General features: G+C 27.9%; 17 protein-coding genes and 1 tRNA gene. 12 read left to right on the plus strand and 6 right to left on the minus strand.

The window, feature by feature from the left end; translation table 11 throughout:
• Positions 1-7: 7 nt before the first annotated feature.
• Both ACSHW5_RS12430 and ACSHW5_RS12435 read right to left on the minus strand, forming a co-directional pair.
• On the minus strand, positions 8-556 hold the full coding sequence (locus ACSHW5_RS12430; RefSeq protein ID WP_435676464.1) for an RNA polymerase sigma factor: 549 nt from the start codon (positions 554-556) through the stop codon (positions 8-10).
• Between the two features lie 110 nt (positions 557-666).
• Positions 667-2115, minus strand: coding sequence for a TonB-dependent receptor (locus ACSHW5_RS12435; RefSeq protein WP_435676465.1), 1449 nt, complete (start codon positions 2113-2115; stop codon positions 667-669).
• An 81-nt stretch (positions 2116-2196) separates the two neighbouring features.
• On the opposite strand from ACSHW5_RS12435, the gene ACSHW5_RS12440 reads away from it, so the two are divergent.
• The 9 genes from ACSHW5_RS12440 to ACSHW5_RS12480 all read left to right on the plus strand — a co-directional run bounded on the left by ACSHW5_RS12440 (position 2197) and on the right by ACSHW5_RS12480 (position 14885).
• Positions 2197-2979 carry an MBL fold metallo-hydrolase gene (locus tag ACSHW5_RS12440; protein WP_435676466.1) on the plus strand — a complete coding sequence of 261 codons (783 nt, stop codon included), beginning with the start codon at positions 2197-2199 and terminating at the stop codon, positions 2977-2979.
• 534 nt (positions 2980-3513) lie between these two features.
• Positions 3514-4251: an SOS response-associated peptidase gene (locus tag ACSHW5_RS12445; RefSeq protein ID WP_435676467.1), complete on the plus strand. Its 738-nt coding sequence runs from the start codon at positions 3514-3516 to the stop codon at positions 4249-4251.
• Positions 4252-4370: 119 nt separating this feature from the next.
• The gene (locus ACSHW5_RS12450; protein ID WP_435676468.1) at positions 4371-5228 is read left to right on the plus strand and encodes an EcsC family protein; all 858 of its coding nucleotides are present in this window, start codon (positions 4371-4373) and stop codon (positions 5226-5228) included.
• 253 nt (positions 5229-5481) lie between these two features.
• A complete protein-coding gene (locus ACSHW5_RS12455; RefSeq protein WP_435676469.1) occupies positions 5482-9348 on the plus strand; it encodes an Eco57I restriction-modification methylase domain-containing protein in 3867 nt (1288 codons plus the stop codon).
• Positions 9349-9385: 37 nt separating this feature from the next.
• Positions 9386-11002 carry an NACHT domain-containing protein gene (locus tag ACSHW5_RS12460; protein WP_435676470.1) on the plus strand — a complete coding sequence of 539 codons (1617 nt, stop codon included), beginning with the start codon at positions 9386-9388 and terminating at the stop codon, positions 11000-11002.
• 186 nt (positions 11003-11188) lie between these two features.
• Positions 11189-13615 carry a hypothetical protein gene (locus ACSHW5_RS12465; protein WP_435676471.1) on the plus strand — a complete coding sequence of 809 codons (2427 nt, stop codon included), beginning with the start codon at positions 11189-11191 and terminating at the stop codon, positions 13613-13615.
• A 235-nt stretch (positions 13616-13850) separates the two neighbouring features.
• Positions 13851-14141, plus strand: a complete 291-nt coding sequence (locus ACSHW5_RS12470) for a DUF6922 domain-containing protein (protein ID WP_435676472.1) — start codon at positions 13851-13853, stop codon at positions 14139-14141.
• A complete protein-coding gene (locus ACSHW5_RS12475; RefSeq protein ID WP_435676473.1) occupies positions 14142-14279 on the plus strand; it encodes a hypothetical protein in 138 nt (45 codons plus the stop codon).
• A gap of 195 nt (positions 14280-14474) precedes the next feature.
• Positions 14475-14885, plus strand: a complete 411-nt coding sequence (locus ACSHW5_RS12480; protein ID WP_435676474.1) for a hypothetical protein — start codon at positions 14475-14477, stop codon at positions 14883-14885.
• Positions 14886-15127: 242 nt separating this feature from the next.
• On the opposite strand, the gene ACSHW5_RS12485 is transcribed toward ACSHW5_RS12480, so the two are convergent.
• Positions 15128-15212 (minus strand) — tRNA-Ser (locus ACSHW5_RS12485).
• Between the two features lie 246 nt (positions 15213-15458).
• Between ACSHW5_RS12485 and aroC the strand changes: the two genes are divergently transcribed.
• The 3 genes from aroC to ACSHW5_RS12500 all read left to right on the plus strand — a co-directional run bounded on the left by aroC (position 15459) and on the right by ACSHW5_RS12500 (position 18827).
• A complete protein-coding gene (gene aroC / locus ACSHW5_RS12490) occupies positions 15459-16523 on the plus strand; it encodes a chorismate synthase (RefSeq protein WP_435676475.1) in 1065 nt (354 codons plus the stop codon).
• 305 nt (positions 16524-16828) lie between these two features.
• Positions 16829-17917 (plus strand): heparan-alpha-glucosaminide N-acetyltransferase domain-containing protein, encoded by a 1089-nt coding sequence (locus ACSHW5_RS12495; RefSeq protein WP_435676476.1) that lies wholly within the window; start codon positions 16829-16831, stop codon positions 17915-17917.
• A gap of 25 nt (positions 17918-17942) precedes the next feature.
• Positions 17943-18827, plus strand: coding sequence for an alpha/beta hydrolase (locus ACSHW5_RS12500; protein ID WP_435676477.1), 885 nt, complete (start codon positions 17943-17945; stop codon positions 18825-18827).
• A 76-nt stretch (positions 18828-18903) separates the two neighbouring features.
• Here the strand turns inward: ACSHW5_RS12500 and ACSHW5_RS12505 are convergent, their stop codons facing one another.
• From ACSHW5_RS12505 to ACSHW5_RS12515, 3 genes are read right to left on the minus strand one after another with little or no spacing between them, the layout of a single operon-like run.
• A complete protein-coding gene (locus ACSHW5_RS12505) occupies positions 18904-19674 on the minus strand; it encodes a glycosyltransferase (RefSeq protein ID WP_435676491.1) in 771 nt (256 codons plus the stop codon).
• The gene (locus ACSHW5_RS12510) at positions 19658-20758 is read right to left on the minus strand and encodes a glycosyltransferase (RefSeq protein WP_435676478.1); all 1101 of its coding nucleotides are present in this window, start codon (positions 20756-20758) and stop codon (positions 19658-19660) included. The genes ACSHW5_RS12505 and ACSHW5_RS12510 overlap by 17 nt, the downstream gene beginning before the upstream one ends.
• Positions 20759-20782: 24 nt before the next feature.
• A complete protein-coding gene (locus tag ACSHW5_RS12515; RefSeq protein ID WP_435676479.1) occupies positions 20783-21463 on the minus strand; it encodes a cell division ATP-binding protein FtsE in 681 nt (226 codons plus the stop codon).
• Between the last annotated feature and the right edge of the window lie 91 nt (positions 21464-21554).

The raw sequence follows: 21554 nt of genomic DNA on the forward strand, positions 1-21554 counted from the left end.
AAAAGGTTTAATTTGATATTTCTTTGATATAGGATTCTATTTTTTTAACGGCATGAAAATAAGAGGCTTTTAAGGCTCCTACAGAGGTCTCTAATATTTCTGAAATTTCTTCATATTTTAAATCATCAAAATATTTCATATTAAAAACCAATCGCTGTTTTTGCGGCAACGTGGCAATTGCTTTTTGTAAAATAAGTTGAATTTCTTCTCCTGTAAAGAACTCATCTTCAGCTAAATTTGAAGATAATTCTTGTTGATAATCATCAATATCTAGCTTTCTTTCTTTTGCTCTTTTATTAATAAAGGTAATTGACTCATTGGTTGCAATTCTATACATCCAAGAAAATAGCTTACTTTGCTCATTAAATTTATCAATATTTTTAAAAATTTTGATAAATGTGTTTTGTAATACATCATCTGCATCATCATGAGAAATTACAATTTTACGTATATGCCAATACAAACGTTCTTTGTAAAGAGCTATTAATTCTTTAAACGCTTTTTCTTTTGTTTTAGCATTACTTAATTGTGCTATTAAAATGGATTCTTCTGTCAATTACACATATTTATTCTAAAAAGCTTAGTAAAAATGGACTTACTATCTATTTTTAATTAAAATGATACGTTATTCTCTATTCTTTTTTTTGATGAAAGGTTTACTGTAAATTAATCATTTACTCTAGGTCTAGAATAACCAAACAATCTTTTTTGTTTAATAATTTCTGCAATTCCTTCTGGCAACATTTCTTCCCAACCTTCTTTTCCGTCAATAATCATTTTTAAGACAGTTCTAGAAAATACATCTAAAATTTCTGGATCGTAATCATCAATATTAATTAGTTTACCGTTGTTTTTAAAGTGTTTGTACAATTCCTTCATTCTAGGATGCACTTTTAAGTTTTCGCTAGTAATAATGCTATCCATTGCTTTGTCATGATACGGATACATATATACTTTTAAATCTCTGTAAAATAATTTACCAAAAGCTTCTAAGACTCCACCACTTAAATTGCGGTAATATTTTTCATCAAAAATTTGAATAAGGTTGTAAACTCCCATGGCTAATGCCATTCTTTCTTTGGTAAATTCACTAAAATATTCTACCAATTTAAAGTATTGTTGAAAGCTGGTAATCATTACATTTTGGCCCAATGAGCATAGTAATTCTGCACGATCTAAAAAGTCACGTTCATTAATTTTACCTTCAGAAGTTAAATTACTGAGGGTAATTTCAAAAATAACTTGTGTTTTTTTCTCATCAACTTTATTTTCTGCTAGAAAAAGTTTTTTAGATTTTTCATACATATCCATATTTACTTTAGTTACCGGTCTAAAACTACCTCTTAAAGCTAATATGTTTTTTTTGTATAATACTTGTGCTGGTAATAAATTGTTTCCGTCTGGGCCAAACATTACGGCATTTGTCATACCATATTTAAGTAACTGTAAACTCATTAAACGGTTGTCTACATACATAAATCTTGGTCCAGAGAAATTAATCATATCTATTTCTAGCTGATCATTATTTAAATTATGATAAAAAGATTTTACCAATTCCTTAGGATTGTCATTTAAATAAAATGCACCATAAATTAAATTCACACCCAAAACACCTAATGTTTCTTGTTGTAAACGAGCATCGGTTTCTTTAAAACGTAAGTGCAATACAATTTCATTATACCCTTCTAAAGGATCTAATTGAAAGCGAATACCAACCCAACCATGACCTTTAAATTGTCTAGCAAAATCTATGGTAGTAACTGTATTTGCATAACTAAAAAATAATTTTTCTGGATGTTTATTTCTACTTAAACGGTCTTCAATTAAATCAATTTCATGACGCAACATTGTTTGTAAACGAGGTTGTGTAACATACCTCTTGTCTTCTTCCATACCATAAATGGCATCAGAAAAATCCTTATCATACGCACTCATAGCTTTTGCAATGGTACCAGAAGCTGCACCAGATCTAAAGAAATTACGCGCGGTTTCTTGACCCGCACCAATTTCTGCAAATGTTCCGTAAATATCTGTGTTTAAATTAATTCTTAATGCTTTACTCTTAGTAGTTGGAACACTACTAATCTCTTGATCTCCTCTTAAAGATATTGCCATATTTTTTTTTATTAGATAAGGTGAAAACAAATGTACTAAAATAGAGCGCTATCAGTCAATTTTTATACTATTTTTGTTTTAATGAGTTTGCAGAAAAAATTATTTAAGATTACCTTTTTAGGAACAGGTACTTCACAAGGAATTCCTATGATTGCGAGTAATGATCCGGTTTGTTTGTCTAAGGATTTAAAAGACAAGCGTTTACGTAGTTCAATTTTAATTTCTTGGGATACGTTTTCTTATGTAATAGATTGTGGTCCGGATTTTAGACAACAGATGTTGAGAGAAAATGTACCTTTTTTACATGGCGTTTTATTTACACATGAACATGCAGATCATACGGCAGGTTTAGATGATTTACGTCCCTATTGTTATCAAATAGGAGAGATGCCTATTTATTTAAATGCTAGGGTTTTACAGAGTTTACAACAACGATTTCAGTATATTTTTGAAGAAGAAAATAAATATCCAGGAGCGCCAACAGTACGTGCAAATATTGTAGATAATTCTCCTTTTGTTTTAGAGGGTTTAAAAGTTATACCTATAAAAGTATTGCATGGTAATTTACCCATTACAGGGTATAGGTTTAACAATATTGCTTATTTAACGGATGTAAAAAAAATTGATAATCTGGAAAAGGAGAAGTTAAAAAATTTAGATGTTTTAATTGTGAATGCACTTAGAATACAAGAACATCCTACTCATTTTAACCTACAAGAAGCCTTAGAACTTGTAGCAGAATTACAACCAAAAAAAACCTATTTTACTCATATTAGTCATAAGTTGGGCTTTCATAAAATAGTTTCTGAACAACTTCCAGAAAATGTTTTTTTAGCTTTTGATGGTTTGCAAATTGAGGTTTAGAATATTAATAAATAGCTTACTTAATTTTTTTTTGGCTGGTAAAATATTTGTTTAAGCACTATAGATACTAAATTTATATTTTTTATCGATTTGTAAATACCAGTTATTGGACTCTTCTATTACTTTATATGGCTTTTCTAATTTTTGTTGAGAATAAATTTTACAAGTTTGTGAAAAATCTATTCTTATTTTGAGCTTTTTTTGGACCACATTTAACACCTTAAAATCATCTTTTTAGTTTAATATTTGCTAAGTATTACTTGCAATTTTCATCCGTTTTAGACCTATCAGCAAACTCTAGAAAATTTTGTCATTTAATTATATTTATAACAATACCGCATTTGTTGTCTTTAAAGATTTGACTTTATTTACTGACTTCTTTAATTTTTAAATTGAAACTAGCGTTTTTTATAGTGAAGTAAAAGTAGTATCTATACTTAATATTAAAAAAAAAGTATATAAATATAGACTGTTCTTATGTAATGAACATTTGTTATATTTGAATACATGAGCTTTCGAAATCATTAAAAAATTATGTGTTTCCATATTTCCTTAACCAAGTCTTTAAAAGAATTAGAAAAAAAATCTAAAATGATTTTTAACAACCCTTTGCAATATGAACCATATTATCATTTTAATGGATGGGAAACAAAGAATTTAGCCATCGTAAAACAAGACCATCCAACATTGATAGAACATGCCACTTGGGGCGTTTTACCAACAAATTATGATATTACAAAAAGAAAAGAATTTTTAATAAAAACCAATACATTAAACGCAACAAAAGAACGTTTGTTTACAAGTGATTTTTTTAGTCAGTTTATTAGGAGGCAACGATGTTTGATATTGGCAGATGGCTTGTTTGAACCTCATGCTGCATTAGGAATTCAAAAGAAAATTCCGTATTATTTTAAGGAGAAAAATCACAATTTAATTGCTTTTGCAGGTATTTATTCAATTGTAGATACCTTGGCAAAAATACCAACATATACTGCTTCTATAATTACTACAGAAGCAAATTCATTATTTAAAGAAATACATAATACGCCAAATAAATTAGGAAGTTTTAGAATGCCCTTAATTTTAGATCCATCAGATTATAGAAAATGGTTGCATAGCACAGAAGAAGTAGAAATTAAAGAGTTACTTCATACTTTTACAAAACAAGAGTTCATTGCATATCCTGTTTCAACAGATTTATTTTCAAATAAAAAAGAAAGTAATGTAGCTAGTATATTAACGGAAGTTCCTTTTCAACAAGGGTTATTTTAAATAATAAAATAAAAATGTTAAGAATTAAATTGGTAAAATACTTTCGTTAGATTTATAAAATAGATAGTCACGTAGTGCATTATAAAGACAAAGAAACAATAAGTAATTTAAGGTAGAAAATGAGTAAAGATGTAACGTTTCAACAATTGTCAACAGAAGATTTGGAAGCTTTAAAAAAAGCGAAACAAACAATGAATAACTTAGGTTGGGCTATTAGAAATGTAAATAAGATAGGTAATACTATAGAAGATGGAATTAATTATATTCCGGAAAAGGCGTTGGCAAAAATTCAAAAAGTCACAAAATCTGTATTGTTAGGTGTTATAAAAGCCAATTTAATAACCATACAGAAAAATAAAAAATTCAGAAAACCCTCTAAAACTACCTATAAAGCAATTGTAACAAGTTCTGGAGCTGTAAGTGGTTTTTTTGGTGCTGCTACAGGTTTGGGAACTTTAATTTTTACATCAGAATTAACTGTAACTACAAAATTTATAATGCGTACAATTTTAGATATTGCGCGTAGTGAGGGAGAAGATATTTATACCTTAGAAGGGCAATTGGCTTGTTTAGAAGTTTTTGCTTTAGGAGGTGATTCTGATAAAGATGATGGAATGGAATCTAGTTATTATACTACAAGAATAGCATTAAGTTCTGCTTTAAAAAACATATCCGCAAGCGGAGTAAAAATTGGTCTTGATGCACTTGTAAAGGGCGTAAGTTCAGTAGGCTCTAATGTAATTACAAATTTTATATCCAAAATTGCTACACAATTAAGTTTATTAATTAGTGAGAAATTTTTGGCACAAGCTATTCCTGTAATTGGCGCTATTGGTGGCGCGTCTTTAAATTTTGTATTTGTGAATCATTTTCAAGAAATGGCAACGGCTCACTTTAAAATAAGGCATTTAGAACGTAAATACGGAGCATTATTGGTGCAAGAAGCGTATAAAAATATTCAACTAAAAGATCATTAAAACTAGAAAGTTATTTTTTAATTCAGCATAAAAAATAAGGAGTCCAATTTTTTTAGTTTTTGGGAGAAAAAAAGAAAGGTTGGTCTAAATTTTTAATAGTATTTAAACATCGCCCTATTATTTCACCTTGACTTAAAGGAAAATTTTTAATGATGATTTTGTTAAAAATTACCAACATTATATAAGTCGTTAGATAGCTAAATACAATTTGGTTTTAGTATTTTAGAGGTTTTATAATACTCTAAACTAGTTCATGGCATTATTTCAAATTTCAGTATTAAAACAGCAGATTGTTTTACAAGACAAAGAACTTGTTACTAAAGCGTATAAAAAATACGTTAAGTATTTCTTAAACCCAACCATACAAGACAATATACGCAGTTCTAAGGAAGAAGAATATCAAGGTATATTTCTTACAGAGTTATTTGCAAACATGTTGGGTTACACCTTAAAACCGAATGCAGATTTTAATCTTGTTGCTGAATATAAAAACCAAAATAACGCACGTAAAGCTGATGGCGCCATATTAAATAATGATGTTGCTGTTGGTGTTATAGAATTAAAAGGGACAAACACCAAAGATTTAGAAAGTATTCGTAAACAAGCGTTTGACTATAAGGCCAATCAAAAAGGCTGTGTGTATGTGATTACATCAAACTTTGAAAAATTGCGCTTCTATATAAACGATGCTACTGAATTTGAAGAATTTAATTTATTTGAACTATCTCCAGAACGCTTTTCTTTATTATATCTCTGCTTACAAAAGGATAATATTATTAATAATGTACCCTTAAACATTAAGGAAGCATCTGTAGTTATTGAAGAACAAATTACAAAACAATTCTATAAAGATTATTCGGTATTTAAACGTGAATTATATAGAGATTTGGTAAAACGCAATGCAAAACAATTAAAAGCACAAGCGTCTAGTGTCACCTCGAGCGCAGTTAAGAGGTCTCAAGAAGAACAACAGGAACTACAACGTTTAGAAAAAAACGTAAAGCTCACACTTTTTAAAAAATCTCAGAAATTAATAGACCGTTATTTGTTTATTTTCTTTGCAGAAGATAGAGGTTTACTACCCGCAAACAGCACACAACAAATATTAGACAAATGGAAAGACGATGTAGATTTTGGTGACGACAGACCACTCTATGTACTTTTTAAACAGTACTTTAATTTCTTAGATCAAGGAAGAGCAGGCACACTTAAAAGAGCAGAAATATACGCCTATAACGGAGGTTTATTTAAAGAAGATAAAACACTAGATAACTTAGAAATAGATAGTAATTTATTGTACAATCACACTGGTAAATTAGCAGGTTATGATTTTGAAAGTCAAGTAGATGTAAATATACTAGGACATATCTTTGAAAACTCACTAAACGAAATAGAAAGCGTTAATGCTGAAATTGAGGGCAGCGATTTTGATAAACAAAAATCTAAACGTAAAAAAGACGGGGTTTTCTACACGCCCAAATACATTACCAAATACATTGTAGAAAATACGATTGGTAAACTTTGCGACCAAAAGAAAACCGAATTAGACTTTAAAGAAGAAGAATATTTTAAAGGTAGAAAGAACAGACAAAAAGCAACCATTACAAAATTAGTAAACATATTAGACACGTATAGAGATTGGTTATTGCAACTTACTATTTGCGATCCTGCTTGTGGTTCGGGTGCGTTCCTTAACCAAGCCTTAGACTTTTTAATAAAAGAACACACTTACATAGATGAGTTAAAAACCAAAGTTTTAGGAGGCGGTTTACAATTCCCAGATATTGAAAACACCATTTTAGAAAACAATATTTATGGTGTAGATTTAAATGAAGAATCTGTAGAAATTGCAAAACTATCTTTATGGCTACGCACCGCACAACCCAGACGTAAGTTAAACGATTTAAGCTCTAATATTAAATGCGGTAACTCTTTAATAGATAGTAAAGCCGTTGCAGGCGATAAGGCTTTTAATTGGGAAACACAATTTCCTAAAATATTTAAAGAAAAAGATAAAAAAGCCTACCACATTACAACAGCCATACATGACAGTCGTACTTCTGATAGGATGGTGAAATATAAAGTAAGAGCACATAGAGATTTGGGTACAAATCCGTATCCTAATGTTATTTATTTTACGTCTGAAGACGATGTTTTGATTACAAATACCATTGCAGATATTGTTAAAGAAGACCAGTTAAACCTTTTGGCATATAATATTTGTGCAGACCATATTCACTTATTATTAGTTTGCCATATAAATGACATTCCTGCTATTATGCAGAAAATAAAAGGACGCACTTCTTTTGTAAAAGGCAAAAAGGACAAGGAACATAACAATGGGCTGTACAAGGGGCTTAAACCCCTTGCAGAAAAAGAAAAACCAAACAAACCTTTGTGGCAACAAAAATACAGCTCACCAATAGAAATTACCACAACCGAGCAATTGCTTAATACCATAAAATACATACAAACCAATAGAGCAAAACACGAATTACCCGCACACCAAAAAGCCACACAACAACTGATTGATGCCATTTGTTGCACACAAGCCAAAGCCTTTACTACCGAATTTACTGGTGGTTTTGATGTGGTTATTGGAAATCCGCCTTATGTAAATTTAGAAAGAATGAAAGAAGTTTCTATAGCGCTGCAAAAACAAGGTTATGAAACCTATAATAAAAGAGGTGATTTATATATTTTGTTTGTGGAAAAAGCATTTAGCTTAACCAAAGAAACAGGATTTTGCTCATACATTATGCCTAACAAATGGTTGCAAGCAGGTTATGGAGAAAATTTAAGAGCGTTTTTTCTAACTAAAGAATTACAGCAATTAATTGATTTTGGAGACATTCAAATTTTTGAAGGAGCAACAACTTATCCTTGTATTTTTATTGCAAAAAATAATAAACCAAAGAAAAATATTAATGTTTCTGTATTAAAATCTACAAATGCTTTTGATTTTGAAACTGTTGTAAATAGTACCAAAGAAGTTTTTGACATTACAGATTTCAGTAAAGACACTTGGATTATTTCTTCTAAACTAGAAAAAAATCTTTTAGCTCGGTTATCAAAAAATAAATCATTAGAAGAATTTGTAAATGGAGAAGCAAACTATGGAATAAAATTTGGTTTAACCGAAGCTTTTTTAATAGACAATTATAAAAAACAAGAATTAATAAATGATGATGTTAATTCAGAAAAAATAATCGGTTCAATTTTAAGAGGAAGAGATTTAACTAGATATGGACAACCCGTAAAAGAAAATTTGGATAGTATTATTTTGGCTGGTTTTGGTAGTTATAAGTTTATAGAAGAAAAATATCCTGCTATTTATAATCACCTTATTAAGTATGAAGAAAAATTAAGAAAAAGAGGGCAATGTAATGGAAGTAGAATAACAGAAGAAAAACCTTTTACAGGTCAACATCATTGGTTAGAATTAGATAATAATCCATCTGAATCTTATTTATCTATATATAAAAGACCAAAAATAATGTATCAAAAATTTCAGGTAAAACCTTGTTTTATTTTTGATGAACAACAATTGTATTGTAATGATTCTATGTGGATAATACCAACAGATAACAAAGCTTTATTAGGTGTTTTAAATTCTAAAATGGGTTGGTTTTTAATTACCAAATATTGTACTCAAATACAAAATGGTTGTCAATTAATTTGGAAGTATTTCAGTAAAATTCCTATTCCAGAGCTTAATAATTCTAATTTAGATTTAGAAGTAAACCAAATGCTTTTATTAAATAGTGATTTTCAAAATATTTTTAAAAAATTCCAAACTTATCTTCAACAAAAATTTAACTTGGAAAAGCTATCTAGAAAACTACAAAACTGGCACGAGTTAGAATTTGGAGAGTTTATAAAAGAGTTAAACAAAGCCATAAAAATAGCTATTAAAAATTACAATGGGCTTAAGCCCATTGCAATTGCACCATTAACCAAAAAAGATGAGTTTGAATGGTTAGACCTTTTTGAAGAAAACAAGCAAAAAGCACAAGCCTTACAAATCCAAATTAACCAAACCGATAAACAAATTGATGCTATGGTGTATGCCTTGTATGGGTTAACGGAGGAAGAGATTAAGATTGTGGAGAATTCTTAAATCTAAACTAAATTTATCTTTTAAAAAATTGTTGTTTATGGCAAAAAATACAGGAAAAGAATTTGAAGAGTTAACTAAGGTTTTTTTTACAGATTTATTCCAAAAAATTGGCTTCACGATTAATAAACAAAGGCTTCAAAAAAGTGGCACTCAAGATGGTTTTGACGTATTCTTGGTAATAAGTAAAGATTATATTGAAAGAAAAATCTTTATTGAATGTAAAGATTATTCAAGTGATTTAAGTTTTGGTAATATATATGCAAAAGCACATGACTTAGAAGTTAATTATCAATTATCAGAAAATGATATCGCTATATTTATTTCTCCTAGAGCTAATTTTGGGAATAGTAAAAATTCTGAAAAAAATGAACCAATATTTAATTCAGGTAAATTTCCATTTAATATTCAACTATTAGAAAAAAATAATGGGATTGAAAATCTGTTTGCTACTAACAAGAAAATTTATAAAAAAATTTATAAACAAGATTGTTTAATTAGCGTTGATATTGAAAAAGAATATGAAAAATTTAAAAGTATTTTATTTTCAAGAGGTGCATTACGACAAATACAAATAAATGAGACAGATAAACAGAAATATATTATCAATATTGCTAAAATAGATCATTATATAACAAGAAATCTTATTTACCAACAGTCATCATCTAAAAGAGAAAATAATTCACTTAATCAATATGTTAATGAATTAAATCTATTTGAAGCAACACAGAATATACTTTATGATAACAATACAGATGGTATAATATTGCTAGGAAATCCTGGTAGTGGAAAATCTATAGAACTCCAAAATTTAGCAATTAATTTATGGGAGCAGAGAAAAGACAACAAATGGATACCTTTTTACAGACCAATAAATACTTTTATAAATTCAAGTGAAATTGTAGACTACCTTCCAAAAGACTGGAAAAATATTCCATACCTACTAATAATACTTGATGGTTTAGATGAAATAGCTCATAGTATCGAATTTAAAACTAAACTAGATAGATTTCTTACTGAAAATACTAAGACAAATATTAAATTTATCATAAGTTGTAGAACTAATATCTATGAGAATACTATAAAAAACATTAGGGAATTTGATTGTTTTGTTTTGAAAGAAATCCCTTATTATGATGCTATTGAATTTTTAAATAAAAAATACCAATTAGATTCAGAAGATTTTTTTGAATTATATCAAAATAGTAATCAGCAAGAATTTTTAAAAACACCTTACTATTTAAACTTGTTTGGCAGATATTACCAACAAACAAAAAAACTACCAACAAATAAAGTTCAACTTATTGAAAGATATATTGAAAATAGACTTGAAGATGATAGAAAAATTAAATATAAAAATAAAGAATTTGATAAATCTACAATTAAGTTAGTTTGTAAAAAAGTAGCACTTGCAATGGAGGCTATGCAGGTAAGTAAAATTCCGAACTCACATATAAATGCCCTTCTGAAAAATGAAAAACAACAATTTACAAACTGTTGTTTTGTGGAGCTAGTTTTTGATGAAGATGAATGGAAGTTTGAACATAAAAATGTTCAAGAATATTTTGTAGCTAGTGCATTAAAAGACTTAGAATTTGAACAAATAATTCAATTCATTAAAATAGATGATAAACACAATAAAACTCATCCCTCATAGCTAAATTCAATTTCTCACCTAATCAATTTATTTGAAAAAGAAGATTCTAAGTTTGAGAAACTTTTAAAATGGCTAGTTGAAAATGATTCAGAAGTTTTATTTAAAGCAGATAGAAACAGAATTTCTAAAAATATTAAAGCAAGTGTTTTTCAAAAATATTTTAATAAGAGATGTGTTCAAGACACTTTGTGGGTTAGAAAGTATGATGCAGACGTTAAAGATATTTCAAGATTCGCAAATAGTAAAGAGAATGTAAAATATCTGTTTTCAGTTTTTAAAAATGCTAATTATCATCGAAGAACAAGAATTTCAGCTTTAGATTTAATTTCTTTAATGGATTATAAGTTCTTAAAAGACGAACTTAAATCAAGTTTATTAGAATTGATTAATCAACCTATACAAAATAATGATTTTTCATTTACTGCATATCTTATTGATTCTTTCATAGAATTTAAATTTCATATGGATGATAAAAAGTCAGTTAAATTAATAATAGGTTTTCACAAAGACATTGATCATTTAGAAATTACAAACTCAATTTTTAAATTGATTAATGAAGTAGATTGTAATTATTATTTAAATTACATTATTGAAACAGCTCCTAAAACATTAGACAATTCAAAAAGGAAGTACCAAAGAGAGGGGAATTTGAGTACTATGGAAAAGGATACCTTAAAGAAAATTTTAAAAAAATTAAATACACCAAAAGGTTGCTTTTTTGAACTTGAACTGTATTTAAAAAACAACCATGAGTTTAAAATTGAAAATGAAGATATTGAGGTATCAATTCGAAAAATAATTCAACTTTATAGAAAGGATATATCTACATATAGTTTGCTAATAAAATTTTGTTTAGAGAATGAAGATTTAATGTTTGATTTTGAGAAAATCATATTTTCTTTCTTTTACAATACTTTAAATAGAGAAAAAGCATTTTTTGATATTTATAATTCAAACAACGAATTTGATAAGGTTAGAAGGCTATTAACTTATCTAGTTTCTGAGAAAGAGTTTAGCTTTATTCTTCAACAACATAAAACAGGGGTTATTGAAATAAAAGAAATTTTTTATTTTAGAAATAATCTTAGTCACATAAATTTTGAATTAAGTTTAAAATTTCAAGATTTAATAGTAAAAGAAACTGGTTTTAATTTTAATGATGAACTACTTAAAATTGAAATTAAAGATAGGTGGAAAGATTTTCATGAAAACAAATTGCAAAATGAATTTGATATTTTATTTGATAAAGAAAAACTTTTATTATTAACAGGTGAATATTTTGACAGATTTGATAATGAAACTTTAACTAGAGATAACCAACTTGATGATAGAGAGGAATATTATAAAAGCTTAAAATTACAAGAAAAATTTCCTCAAAATTTTATTCATTTAATATATTCAAGTTTTCAAAGTAAACAAAAGATTGTTACTGCAAATGATGTAAAACAAAAAATTAATAATGTTTTATTTCTAATCAAGAATATTAAATCTCAATTGCAAAACGATAAGGGAAATAAGATAAAAATAGATGAAGTTCAACTTAATTTTATAAAAGATTGGTGTTTTGAAGAGGTTAAGAATGTAGATTTTACAGAATATTCCAACTATAATAAAAGAACAAATCACTTAAAATGCGAAATACTCTTATTTTTTAGAGATAAGTTTAAGTTAAAATATCCTAAAGAGGTTGTTTTAGATTTTACTGAAGTTTATGATGAAATTTATTTTAATAGATATAAAGATGAATCTATGTTTATAACTGTTACAAATGAAGTTGAAAAAGAAATAGTTGTAAAAAGAGTTATTGAGAATTTTGAGAAAGAGTTATCTAGTAGTTTAGTGATTTGGAACAATTGTTTATTCGCTTTAGAAAATAACATTTCTAGTGTATATCATAAAATTGAGAGCTTTATATCCAATATAGATATTAGTGAATCTATTAGATCTAATGTTCTCGAAAAATACTTTGAGAAAGCAAATGATATTAATTTTTTAAAGAAAATGATTAGCTTCAAATTTGAAAATGATTATGAAGATTTATTATCATGGACTTCCTTAAAACTATTAATTGAGGCAAATGAATTTGATTTTGTAATTAAAAAGCTTCTTCAAAATCTTTCATTAGACTTATCAAGTAAAAACAGAATTGAAAATATAAAGTATTTAATGAGATGTAATTATACAGATGCTTTTAAACTTTTTAATTCTTGGTTAAAATCAAATATTAGTGAATTCAAACAAGAAATTAATTACGGAATCACTAATAAAAATTGGGGTAGTTTTACTAATGAAAATTCGGTTAATGATGTCATTGAATTAATTCAAATTAGTTGTGATCCAAGTTTAAGCTTTAATACTTTTTCTAATCCCATAAGAATAGCCGTTGAAGTTTTGAAAAATATTACTCAAAATAACAAACCAGAAATGTGTTTGGAAGTAATAACTTTAGTAAAAAAATATAAACTATCAATAAAACAAAAAGACTTTGATTTTTTTTATTTTAATGATATTATAGAAAATACATGGGATAATTATTTAAGTTTAAAATCCAAACCTATATTATTCAAAAACATTTCTCAAAAAATAGATGAATTACAATATGACATTTTGTAATGTGGTTGACAAATTTAATTTTTTAAAATTAAAGAAAAATAACAAAGTATGAAATTGTTTCATTGTCACAAGCCAGAGTTATATTGAGACAATAAATAGAAGTAAGTACCTGATATTAGTTATATCACTAAGTACAACACTAACAATACAATAAATGGTATAATAGTTGCTTTAAATAAAGTAATTACATACTTTTGTATAGTAATTAAAGATTATTTTTAAATACAATAAACCATTGGCTAAAACAATAAACATATCTAATACATTTCCAAAACAAGCATTTTGGGATATGGATACTAATAAATTATCTATTCAAAAGGATAAGGCTATTATTATCCCTAGAGTATTAATGACTACAAATGAGGATACTTTTTCTAAAGATATTGAGCTTGTAGAGAGTGTTTATAATACCAATGAAATTTACACTACTTTAAAAAACACAAAAGAACGTATTAGTAATAGCGTTTGTAGATTAGTTTCTAAACGTTATAACAAGCCTGCTTTTTCACGCTATGATTTTAGTTAAATGAGTGCGGTTTCAGAAGTACTCTTACAAACTATAAAAGAATTACAATCCTTACCTAGTTTATCTCCATTTGCATTAGCAGGAGGTACAAATTTAGCATTCCGTTTCAATCATAGAGAATCTCAAGACATAGATTAGTTTTGCCCAGAAATAGTTGGTGTAAAACAATTAGAAGCTATAGAAAATGAAATTATACATTTTTATGGTAAAAAGAATGTCACAGGGATAGATTATCCTGCTGATAAAGTAAGTGAACAGCATAGCTTTTTTAGATGCTATATAACAAAACCTTGTGGAGCTAGAATAAAAGTAGAAATCATTCAAAATATGAAAATGATGGATGCTTTAGAGATCATTGATAATGTAAGGTTAGTAACTACAAAAGATTTAGGTTTATTTAAATTAGTTAGTGGTTCAACTAGAGCTGCTAAAAAAGATATTTACGATTTAGATTTCATCACAGAAAAAATATCAATTATAGAATTATTTGAAGCGTTAAAGGTTAAAAATGAAGTGTTCAATAAAAAGGAACATAAGAATATTTTTAATTACAACAATAATGATTGTCCAACACTAAATCCTAATTTATTACTCAAATTTGATGGAGGAGTAAAACAAGTTGGTGTAAAGCCAATGCACTCTAACGATAATATTTTAATTGTTGATGGAGGTAAAAGTTGGATAATGGCTAGAACAAGTTGGAGAATGAAAGTCCGTCGCTTATTTAATCATTTAGGAATATAGTTCAAGTAAATTAAAATTATTTTAGTAATTACTTTTTATCACAAAATACAACACTCGTCCAAAGCTAAGTTATATAATAGAAGTTATAATACTCTTTCGTAAACTACAGGTGGGTTACTGCTATTATGGAAAATAACCGCTTATCCAACGTACAATTAGGAATGACTTATAATAACAACACCTATTGTTAAATATTTATAAAATTAAAAACCTCATAATCAAAAGATTATGAGGTTTTTTTGCGGAGAAAGAGGGATTCGAACCCCCGGACCTGTTACAGTCAACAGTTTTCAAGACTGCCGCATTCGACCGCTCTGCCATTTCTCCAGTGCGTCTCATCAGGTATTCCCTGAATGCGGCTGCAAATATAGTAACCTTTTTTAATTCTAAAAAATAAAAATCATATTTTTTTTAACCTTTTTTTGAATATCATTAAAATAAATCTATACCCTGTTAATAATCAATGTTTTTAAATAAATTATAATTTTTAGAAATCATTACAAAATAGGTTTATTCTATATTTTTTGTCAAGTTGTTTAGTATATTTGCCTCGTTTACTCTAATAATTTATATATGTCGTTTAATTCTTTCGGAAATTTATTAAAAGTTACAACCTATGGAGAATCTCATGGAACCGCAATTGGTGGTGTTATAGATGGTTTTCCGGCAGGATTAGAAGTTGATTTAAATGCTATTCAGAATGAATTAGACAGACGTAAACCTGGGCAATCTAAAATTGTTACGCAACGTAAAGAACCAGATACTGTAGAATTCTTATCGGGTATTTTTGAAGGCAAAACAACAGGTACTTCTATTGGTTTTATCATTAGAAATACCAATCAGAAAAGTAAAGATTACAATCATAATACGAATGTTTACAGACCTTCTCATGCAGATTTCACCTACGATAAAAAATTTGGAGGTAGAGATTATAGAGGTGGAGGTAGAAGTTCTGCTCGTGAAACTGCCAATTGGGTAGTTGCTGGTGCCTTGGCAAAACAATTAATTGCAAGTATTAATATTAATGCTTTTACATCTTCTGTAGGTGAAATTTTTATTGATAAACCTTATCAAGATTTAGATTTTTCTAAAACAGAAAGTAATATTGTTCGTTGTCCGGATGCAGATTCTGCAGAGAAAATGATTAACAAAATACAAGAAATTAGAAAAGCCGGAGATACTATTGGTGGTACAGTTACCTGTGTTGCGCAAAATGTACCTGTTGGTTTGGGAGAACCTATTTTTAATAAACTTCATGCAGAATTAGGTAAAGCGATGTTGTCTATCAATGCCGTAAAAGGTTTTGAATTCGGAAGCGGGTTTTGTGGTGCTAAAATGAAAGGTACAGAGCATAACGATATTTTTAATGCAGATGGTTCTACTCAATCTAATTTATCTGGCGGAATTCAAGGTGGAATTAGTAATGGAATGGACATTTATTTTAGAGTTGCTTTTAAACCAGTAGCTACCATTATGAGTGCTCAGCAAACTATAAATTCTGAAAATGAACTCACAGAAATAACTGGTAAAGGAAGACATGACCCTTGTGTTGTACCAAGAGCCGTTCCTATTGTAGAAGCAATGGCAGCTTTGGTTTTAGCAGATTTTTGGTTGATAAATAGAACAAGACAAATTTAATAGAATAGCAACATTTAAGTTATACTTTTTTATTTTTGTTGATATTGTTCTGCAGGCAATTTAGCTATTACCATACCTACTTGTTGGTGGTTTTGTTTATATTATTTTTTTATTTCTGAGTTTGTGATACTATAATTTTTTAGGTAAACAAAGAAATAGGTAACCTAAGTAAAGAATACATTCATAGGGTCTAAATCAAGTTTTATTGTACACATTTAGATGAAATTTATCAAATTTATCAAAATCAAATAAATTCAATTATATCAATTGAATAATGCTTACTTTAGGCATTAATCTTATTTATATTGAAATCACAAAGATTATATTTTATTGATATTGTTCGTGCTTTTGCCATTTTAATGATGATGCAAGGGCATTTTATTGATACCCTTTTGGCCATTTCTTATAGAGACATAAACGCAACACCTTTTGTTATTTGGTCTTATTTTAGAGGGATTACAGCTCCTACTTTTTTTACGATATCTGGCTTAATTTTTACCTATTTACTTTTGAAAGTAAGAGAAAAAGGAGAAGAAAAAATGAGAATGCGAAAAGGAATTATTCGTGGCTTCTTTTTAATTTTTGTGGGTTATTTAATAAGAATTCCTGTTTTAAAGTGGCTTTCAGGTGGTTTTAATACTTATTTTTTAGTCATAGATGTATTACAATGTATTGGTTTAAGTTTGATATTAATAATAATACTATATTTTATTACAGCAAAAAATACACTCATTTTTTCTGTAGTGTCTTTAGTATTAGGAATTCTAATTTTTTTAACAGAACCCTTGTATCGCGGTATTACATTTGATAACATTCCTGTTGTATTGAACAACTACGTCAGTAAAAAAAATGGTTCTATTTTTACAATAATACCTTGGTTTGGTTATGTTGCAATTGGCTCTTTTTTAGCAACTCTTTTTCATAAAAAATTACAAAGCCACAACTTTAAATTCATCACTATTAGTAGTTTTATTATTGTGGGAGTTCTTCTAATTTTTTCATCGTCCTATTTACTTTGTATCCTGCATGATTTAACAAATATTAAATTGTTTTTAGATGCGGCAAGCTACAATTACCTCTTTACCAGGTTAGGAAATGTCTTTCTTTATTTTGCTTTTTTCTATGGATTTGAAAAGTATTTAAAGTTTCCGTTAATTTTAAAAATCGGACAAAAAACATTGTCTATTTATGTGATTCATTTTATCATTATTTATGGTAGTTTTACCGGATTTGGATTAAAATTAATAGGAAAAACATTGTTGCCATGGCAAGCGGTTTTTGGTGCGTTGGCGTTTATGTCTAGTGTTTGTTTTATAGCTTTCTATTACGTAAAAACAAATGCGTTCTTATACAATCATTTAAGAAAATTTTTAGAGAACTTCAAAGGCAAGTAATTATATTTACCACATACATTTTTATATGAAAATTTTTACTTCCATCGTATTTATTTTGCTTTGTAACTTTAGTTTTGCCCAAACTATATATTTAGATAGTGTTGCAAAAGTTTCTAAAAGAACATTTACCTATAAAAAAAGCAAAGAAGAAAAACTAAAATTAGATTTTTACAAGCCAAAGAAATTATCAGGAGAGTATCCGCTTTTAATTTTTGTGCATGGTGGTGGTTTTTCTGGAGGTAAACGAGATGGAGATAACATTAAATATTTTGCAAAGCAGATGGCAAATCGTGGGTATGCCGTTGCTTCAATTTCATATCGTTTAACTATGAAAAATTTGGGTTTTGGTTGTCAGACTAAAGCTGCGGATAAAATAAATGCCTTTAACAGTGCTTCTGAAGATATTAGTTTGGCTGTTAAGTATATTTTGGAGAAAAATAAAAAATTTAAGATTAATACAAAGAAAATAATACTTATTGGCTCTAGTGCTGGTGCAGAAGCTATTTTAAACTTGGCCTATAATTATGAAAATAAAATTTTACCCAAAGACTTTAAATTTGCCGGTGTTGTAAGTATGGCAGGAGCAACGGTTTCTGTTGATAATTTAACGGCTATGAATGCAATTCCTACACAATTGTTTCATGGAATAGCAGATAAATTAGTGCCTTATAATATAGCGCCACACCATTATTGTAATAAAAATGATAGCGGATATTTAATGCTTTATGGCTCTAAAGCAATTGCAAATAAACTAAAAGAATTGGGAGAACCCTATTACTTATATTCAGTAAAAGATGGTGGACATAGTTGGGCTAATATACCGATGAACAATTGTACTGAACAAATTTTAGATTTTTTATATTTTGATGTTTTACAAGAGAAAAAGAGACAAACTGAAATTTATAATTAAAACAACCTAAAACCTCAATAAATTGGAGTTTTATTGAAGAATTTTAAAAAAAATAAAAGCTAAATGATCATTGGTTTTAAAGTTCATTAAATTTTCTGAGGATATATTTAGCAAAGGCAAGACCATAAAAAATAGGAGCAAGGAAGATAGAACTTTCCAGTATTTTTAAGTGTATTTCTTCTTTATAAAGTTGCCAACTTCCCGATTTGGAAACTCCATCAGAATTACATTTTGCGATGATAAAAGGAAGTATTTTACATGCTTTCTGTTGTTTGTATAAGACGATATGAAACCAATAATCAGACAAAATTTTAAATTTTAAATTGTATTGCTGATTTGTAAACAATGTTCTTTTATAAAAAGTTCCTTGATGATGTAATCCGTTTCTAAGCCAAAGAGCAAAAGACCAAGAAGGTGTTTTAATTCTTTTATTTTTACTGTAAATAAAAGGATTTGTATCTCCTTCATATACTATTTTTCCTGATAATAAAGAGTATTTGCTTGTGTTTGTACTTAGAAATACCTGACTTAAAATAACGTTATTTACCAAATAATCTCCACTTCCTAAGAAATACAACCATTCACCTTTTGCCAAAGAAATACCAGTATTCATAGCGTCATAGATTCCGTTGTCTTTTTTTGATGAAAAATAGAATGGAGCTCTTAAAGTTTGTAAATAGTGTTGCGTGTCCTTAGTAGAACCGCCATCAATTACCCAAACTTCATAATTTGTAAATTCTTGATTTTTAATGCTATTAATAGATTTTTGTAACCCGTTAAGGTTATTTAATACAGGAATTATTATGGTTATTTTTGGGTTAATAATTGTTCTATTTAAAATACCTATCTAATTTAATACTTTCTTTTTCCCAGCATAAAATCTCTTTGGCAATTTTTTGATTTCTTTTTATTTCGGCCATTTGAGCTTCGTCTTGTAAGAGTTCATTAATTTTTTCTGCAATTTTTTCTGGAGAATAATCAGCTACCAAAACACCTACTTTATATTGATTAATAATACGCGAAATTTCGGGTAAAGTACCTGCTATAATAGGCAATTCTGCATGTATATAATCAAACAATTTATTGGGTAAAGAATATTGAAAACTCAAACCTAAAGGTTCTTCTAAAACCATTCCTAAGGTAGCTAATTTGGTGTAATTAAATAGTTTTTCTCTAGATATTCTTCCTAAAAAATGAACTCTATTTTCCATTTTTTCCTGAACAACAAAATCTTTTAATTCTTGTTCTACTTTTCCGTAACCAATAATAATTAAATCTAAATTTTCTATAAAACGCAATGCTTTTATCATTGGTTTTATGCCTCTTCCAGGATTTAAAACACCTTGGTACAAAATGGTTCTTGCCGTTGTAGGAAAAGTTACGTTTTCTTTTTCTAACAAAATATTTTTTGCTGGGACATTTCTAATAAGTCCCATGTTGTTATGGTATTTTTTGTGGTAAAATTCTGATATAGATTTGCTTACAGTATAAGCGTTTTTGGTTTTAGGCAAGAAATAATCTTCTAATTTTCGCCAAAAATTCTGAACAAAAGCTCTGCCTTGTAGTTCTGGTCCTTCAGAAAATAGCTCGTGACTATCATATACTAACTCGGTTTTTTTAAATTTACTAGCAAAAAAACAAGCAGGTAATGTATCTAAATCATTGGCTAAAATATAATCGTATTTTCTAGGTAATAAATAAAAGAAAAGGCGCAAATTATATTCTGCATAAAACCAAAAATTATGGTTAAAAAAATGTTTTTTACGTATTATTTTATATGCTCTTTCTATGTGAATTGTGTTGGGCAAAACTCTTCCGTAAGTAAGTATAGAAAATTTTTTACTCAATAAATAAGTACATATTTTATGTACTCTATAATCCGTAGAAATATCATTAGTTACAGCAACAAAAATCTTTTTTTTTGGAGTCAAAATTATCGAATTTAAAGCCTAAATTTAAGCTTGTTGTGCCATTTCAAACAAAATACCACCTTCACATTTTAATGTTTTTTGTTTAAATTTTAAAATTAATTGATAATCATGCGTTGCCATTAAAATGGTTTTTCCATTTTTATGAATTTCATTTAACAATTCCATTACTTCTAAAGACGTTATTGGGTCTAAATTACCTGTTGGTTCATCTGCTAAAATTAATTCAGGGTCATTTAATAAAGCTCTTGCAATGGCAACTCGTTGTTGTTCTCCGCCAGAAAGTTCAAAGGTTTTTCTATAATATTGGGTTTTCATGCCAACTTTATCTAAAACTTCATGTATTTTTTCCTTTCTTTTTTCTTTGTCTTTCCAACCTGTAGCTTTTAAAACAAACTCTAGATTTTCAAAAACATTTCTATCGGGTAGTAGTTTAAAATCTTGAAAAACAATACCAATTTTTCTTCTTAAAAAAGGTATTTCCTTCTCGGTTAATTTTTTTAAATCAAACCCAACAATGTTGCCAACTCCTTTCTGTAAAGGCAAATCTGCATACAAAGTTTTAAGCAAGCTACTTTTTCCGCTTCCGGTTTTACCAATTAAATAGTAAAAATCTCCTTTATTAATAGTAATATTTACTTGAGATAATACCATGTTTTCTCGTTGATATATATCAGCATTTTCTAAATGTAATACAGGTTTTTCCATACAAATAACTAGTTTGTACAAACTTATAAGTTTCTATTGATTTTTCATTAAGAAATGATAACAATTCTTACTTTTGATATAAAAAAAAATA

The organism is Polaribacter sp. (genome assembly GCF_051251875.1).
GTDB lineage: Bacteria > Bacteroidota > Bacteroidia > Flavobacteriales > Flavobacteriaceae > Polaribacter.